Source organism: Leucobacter sp. 7(1) (genome assembly GCF_900163635.1).
Taxonomy (GTDB): Bacteria; Actinomycetota; Actinomycetes; order Actinomycetales; family Microbacteriaceae; genus Leucobacter.
The window spans coordinates 1-4,485 of sequence record NZ_FUID01000016.1 but is presented as its reverse complement, the minus strand read 5'-3'; the positions used below and the strand labels follow the sequence as shown (position 1 = coordinate 4,485).

The window sequence follows — 4,485 nt, the reverse complement described above, 5'->3', positions numbered from 1 at the left end:
GGGAGAACCTGTATGTCGCGATGACTCGCGGCCGGCACGCGAACCTCGTCTACGTCGCCACCGACCGCCCCGACGACAACCACACCACTCCGCACCCGGCGGATGATCCTGATGTGACCGCACGGAGTGTTCTTTACGGGGTGCTGCAGCACGTCGGTGCCGAGCTTTCCGCGCACGAGACGATCACCGCCGAACACGAAGCCTGGGGGTCGGTGGGGCAGCTCGTGGCCGAGTATGAGACGATCGCGCAAGCCGCCCAACACGACCGTTTCGCCACCCTCATCCGCGAATCCGGTCTCGCCCCGGACGAAGCAGAAGACACGATCCGCTCCGACGCATTCGGCGCCCTCACCGCAGAGCTTCGGCGGGCGGAGGCGAACCACCACAACGTCGACGCCCTCATGCCGCGGCTGGTCGCGGCCCGCGGCTTCGGAGGCGCCGATGACATCGCCTCCGTCCTGCACCACCGTCTCGCCCGCGCCACTGAGAGGCCGGCTGGTTCTGGTCGTACCCGCAAGGCACCCCGTCTGATCGCCGGCCTCATCCCCGAAGCAACCGGGCCCATGTCCGCGGCGATGCGGAGGGCACTGACGGAGCGGCGCGAGTTGATCCAGCAGCGTACCGAAGCCATCCTCGACCAAGCCATTGCCGAACAGCAGGAATGGGTGCTCGCGCTCGGAGACACACCGGCAGAGACGAGGGCTGCGGCAGCGTGGAAACGGCAAGCACGAACCGTCGCCGCGTACCGCGATCGCTACGGCATCACCACACGCACGCCGCTCGGCCCAGCGTCCGATACCGATGCGCAGAAGATCGACGCGGCACGAGCGAAAGCCGCTCTCGCGAGGCTCCGAGACCTCGCGGGCGTCGATGGCAGCGATGACCTTTCGCGGACGGTGCGGCGCGAAGGGACGCGCCGGGGCCTGTGACCGGTCGCCCTTCCGAAAGTCGCTGGTGCGTCATATCCTGGGGCGAGGCGGATTTCTCCTTGATATGACGCTCCTCGGGGCAGGCCGCAAGGCCACTCACACACGCACCGCCTTCGACGATCCGTCGTGCCTGTGAGAGGAACCCCCGTCATGATCCGCCAGCTCTGGACCCTCAGCGTCAACACCCGCGCATTCCTGCGCCGCTACATGCCCACCAACATCCTCCTCGACGCCATCCGCACCCGCCGAGGACTCAAATGGGGCGTACCCGCGATGCTCCTCGCCGTGCCCTACCTCCTGGCCGCGAGCACCTTCACCACCCTCATCGCAGACGGCGGACCCGGATGGCTCAACCTCCTGGTTCTCCTGTGTCTGTGGAACACGATGAAGTTCATCTTCATGGGACCCATCAGCCTGATCCTGCTCGCCCGGATCCGCGTGCGCGAGGCCGTGGCCGCTCACGCCGAACGACGAGCATCCACCGAGCCGGTCAAGCAAGCGGTCCGATCAACCACTGCTGGATCAGGACGCGGCTACGCCGTGTCATCCGAATCGGGCGCACACACGAACTGCCTGTAAGCCGTTGGCGTTACCCCAAGGCCCCGACGGAACTGGCGGGCCGCGAAGTCAGCATCCGCCCACCCCACCTCTGCGGCGATCTGCTTGACCGGAAACACGGTCGAGCGCAGCAGATGCGCCATCCGTTCAGTGCGCACCATCGTCAGATACGCGATGGGTGCCTTCCCGAACGCCACCACGAACACACGCCTCAACTGTGACGGCGACAGGTGAACGGCCCCCGCCAGCTCCGGCACGGTCCATTGGCGCGCCGGATCGCCTCGTATGAGCTGCGCGACGTGTCGGGCTTCGACGCGAAGCGGCGAGAACTGACGATGTCGCGGCGCAGCGGGGACCATAGTGCCGCGTCGACCAGCACTGGCTTTGCTGACGGGCGTCGTCATGAATGGCACGACGACATCGAGCACCGAGAAGAGCAGCGCTTGTGCCCGGAGGAACCGTTCAGGCTGCGGCCCGTCCACGCTGAGGGAAACGAGCTCATCCAGCCACGGCATGATCATCCCGGCCCGATCCTCGCCGATCCGGACAATCTGCGCGGGTGTCGAGTAATGGGCATCGAAGAAGTCGCGGGCGTTGTGACGGTCGCAGAACTGCGCAGCGAATTGCCAGAAGACCTGATCGATCACATAGTCACGGTCGAGGTAGATCGTGGTCGTCATAACGCTGCCTTCCGGTTCTGCACCGCAGAGTGTGTGGGCAGCGAGGAGAACGACATCGCCGATCTTCACATGCCGCGCGCCGAACTCACTGAGCAGCAGGGAGCTGCCACTGCGAACGACGATCACTTTCACGCAGTCAAACGCGACCGGGTCAATCGGACTGTGGTGAGACCGAGTCTGGGCGACCAGTGGCGAGAACAGAGGCGTGGTGCGGCGCTGGGGTGCAGGGACGGAATCGGTCAAGGTTTATCTGAGGTGAGAGCGACCAGGGCTACACGCAGGCGAAAGCTAACGAGTGTCTTGATGCACGATGGAAGGAGTGCAGCCGGTGCGCAGTTCCCACGATGTCAGCGACCCGTAAGCTTGATCCGGCGGTTCGGCAAGGATGAGGAAGCGATGTCCGCTGACAAGCGCGAGCGTGATGGTCACTTCGTCGCCAGGGGCGAGCGGTAGATAGGGACGACATTCGAACAGCGCCGGCGCTTCGCCAGTGGGCCTGCTGCCCGAATCTGCTGCGTCGTGATGTAGGGCCGGTCATAGTTCCCCCAGATGCGTCCGGCGTGATCGAAGTGACTGCTCGACCGGGGCAAAGAAGTCACGAGCGAGTGCAGTGAGAGTAGGGCCCGCGGCCTGCGGTGTTCCTGCTCCGTATGGAGGCTGGGGGGCGTACTCTGCTCCGAGTTCGAGGAATCGGGCGTACTCTGGCCCCCGTAGGCGCCCGACGATGGTGAGCGCGAGGTCCATGCCCGCGGTGACTCCGGCAGCGGTGAGGACGTTGCCGTCGGTGACGACACGATCGTCCATGGCCGTGGCCCCGTACCCCGGAAGCAGATGTCGCACGGACCAGTGAGAGGTCGCACGTCGGCCGTTGAGAAGCCCGGCTGCCCCGAGCGCGATCGCGCCGGTGCACACGCTCGCCACGAGATTTGACCGCGCGCCGAGTTCACGGATTGCGGTGATGGCCGCGGAGTCCTTGAGGAGCACACTCGTGTCGCCACCGGGCACAAGGAGAACGGTCGGGTTCTCCGGGGCGTCGACAAGTGTGGTCGTGGGTTGCAGAGGGATGCCGCTAGCGCTGCGAACTGGTTTGGTGAGCTCCCCGGTAGTGGCGAAGTGGATCTTCGCGCCCATCATCGATGAGAGGAAGTAGTGCGGGCCGAGTACGTCGAGGGTGTCGAAGTCGGGATGGAGAACGATGACGATGTCCTCGCTCGCATCGGTGGTCACGCCAGGCAGCGCGGCGAGGGCGTGGTGGGCTGCGACGGAGCGGTCCCAGGCCGCTTGTGCGTCAGGGTCACGGATCGCGCCGTCCGCGGTGCCCGATAACGTGTCTCGCATCTCGTGGAGGTGTGCTTCGGTGGCTTCATGTTGAGCATCGTGAGTGGTCAAAGGTTTTTCCTTTCGGTGAATGCCAGTTGGAGCCGGCCGGTCAGTGGGTTGCTGAGGACGGCGGCGTGCACGCCGAAGACGTCGAGCAGGAGTGTTGGGGTAAGCACGTGTTCGGGTGTGCCTGCGGCGATGACCGTTCCGTGATCTATGACCACGATTCGGTCGCAGTATGCGGCGGCCAAGTTGAGGTCGTGCAGGGTCACCAGTGTGGTGCGCCCGAGCCGACGGACGAGTGAGAGCAGTTCGAGCTGGTGTTGGACATCGAGGTGATTCGTTGGCTCATCGAGCACGAGGATGCTCGGCTCTTGGGCGAGTGCGCGGGCGAGTTGAACGCGCTGACGTTCACCGCCGGAGAGCGTGGCGACATCACGGTCCGCATAGGCTTCGATTCCGACAGCCATCATTGCGTTCTGCACGGCCGCACGATCGGCTGCGGTCTCTGCGCCGAGCAGACGGCCGTGCGGCACGCGCCCCGTAGCGACGCACTCTGCCACGGTCAGTTCGAGATCGCTGGGCGCGTCCTGCACCAGAGCTGCGGTGATCCGTGCGGCCTCGCGCGCCGGAATGGCCCAGACATCGCGGCCACCCGCCGTGACGCGTCCCGATGCGGGGTGCAGCATTCGGTAGACGGTGCGCAGCAGCGTGGATTTTCCGCTGCCGTTCGGGCCGACCAGCCCGAGCATATCGCCGTCCGCGCTGAGCGATGCTTCGTGGAGGATGCGGCGCCCGGCGATATCGACGCTCACCGCCTCGACATGCAACGGCACCGTGGCGGTGCTGGTTTCTGAGTTCATGTTTCCACCCGTCCCAATCTGCGCATCAGCCAGAGGAAGAAGGGTGCGCCAACCGCCGCTGTCAGCAGACCGACGGGCAACTCCGTCGGCGCCAGGAGGAGCCGTGCGGCGATGTCGACAACGACGAGCAGCAAC

At 65.5% G+C, this 4,485-nt stretch carries 5 protein-coding genes and 1 pseudogene; 2 read left to right on the top strand and 4 right to left on the bottom strand.

What is annotated here, in order from left to right; translation table 11 throughout:
• Both FM113_RS04040 and FM113_RS04035 read left to right on the top strand, forming a co-directional pair.
• Positions 1–929: pseudogene (locus FM113_RS04040) on the top strand (conjugal transfer protein); the annotation flags it as partial.
• 150 nt (positions 930–1,079) lie between these two features.
• On the top strand, positions 1,080–1,508 hold the full coding sequence (locus tag FM113_RS04035) for a sulfate permease (protein ID WP_254908861.1): 429 nt from the start codon (positions 1,080–1,082) through the stop codon (positions 1,506–1,508).
• On the opposite strand, the gene FM113_RS04030 is transcribed toward FM113_RS04035, so the two are convergent.
• The 4 genes from FM113_RS04030 to FM113_RS04015 all read right to left on the bottom strand — a co-directional run bounded on the left by FM113_RS04030 (position 1,463) and on the right by FM113_RS04015 (position 4,484).
• On the bottom strand, positions 1,463–2,167 hold the full coding sequence (locus tag FM113_RS04030) for a helix-turn-helix domain-containing protein (protein WP_369676683.1): 705 nt from the start codon (positions 2,165–2,167) through the stop codon (positions 1,463–1,465). The genes FM113_RS04035 and FM113_RS04030 overlap by 46 nt on opposite strands.
• 534 nt (positions 2,168–2,701) lie before the next feature.
• Complete coding sequence (locus tag FM113_RS04025) at positions 2,702–3,556, bottom strand: DJ-1/PfpI family protein (RefSeq protein ID WP_087011763.1); 855 nt, start codon at positions 3,554–3,556, stop codon at positions 2,702–2,704.
• The gene (locus tag FM113_RS04020; RefSeq protein WP_217895947.1) at positions 3,553–4,350 is read right to left on the bottom strand and encodes an ABC transporter ATP-binding protein; all 798 of its coding nucleotides are present in this window, start codon (positions 4,348–4,350) and stop codon (positions 3,553–3,555) included. The genes FM113_RS04025 and FM113_RS04020 overlap by 4 nt, the downstream gene beginning before the upstream one ends.
• Positions 4,347–4,484 (bottom strand): iron chelate uptake ABC transporter family permease subunit, encoded by a 138-nt coding sequence (locus tag FM113_RS04015; RefSeq protein WP_087011761.1) that lies wholly within the window; start codon positions 4,482–4,484, stop codon positions 4,347–4,349. The genes FM113_RS04020 and FM113_RS04015 overlap by 4 nt, the downstream gene beginning before the upstream one ends.
• Position 4,485 lies beyond the last annotated feature (1 nt).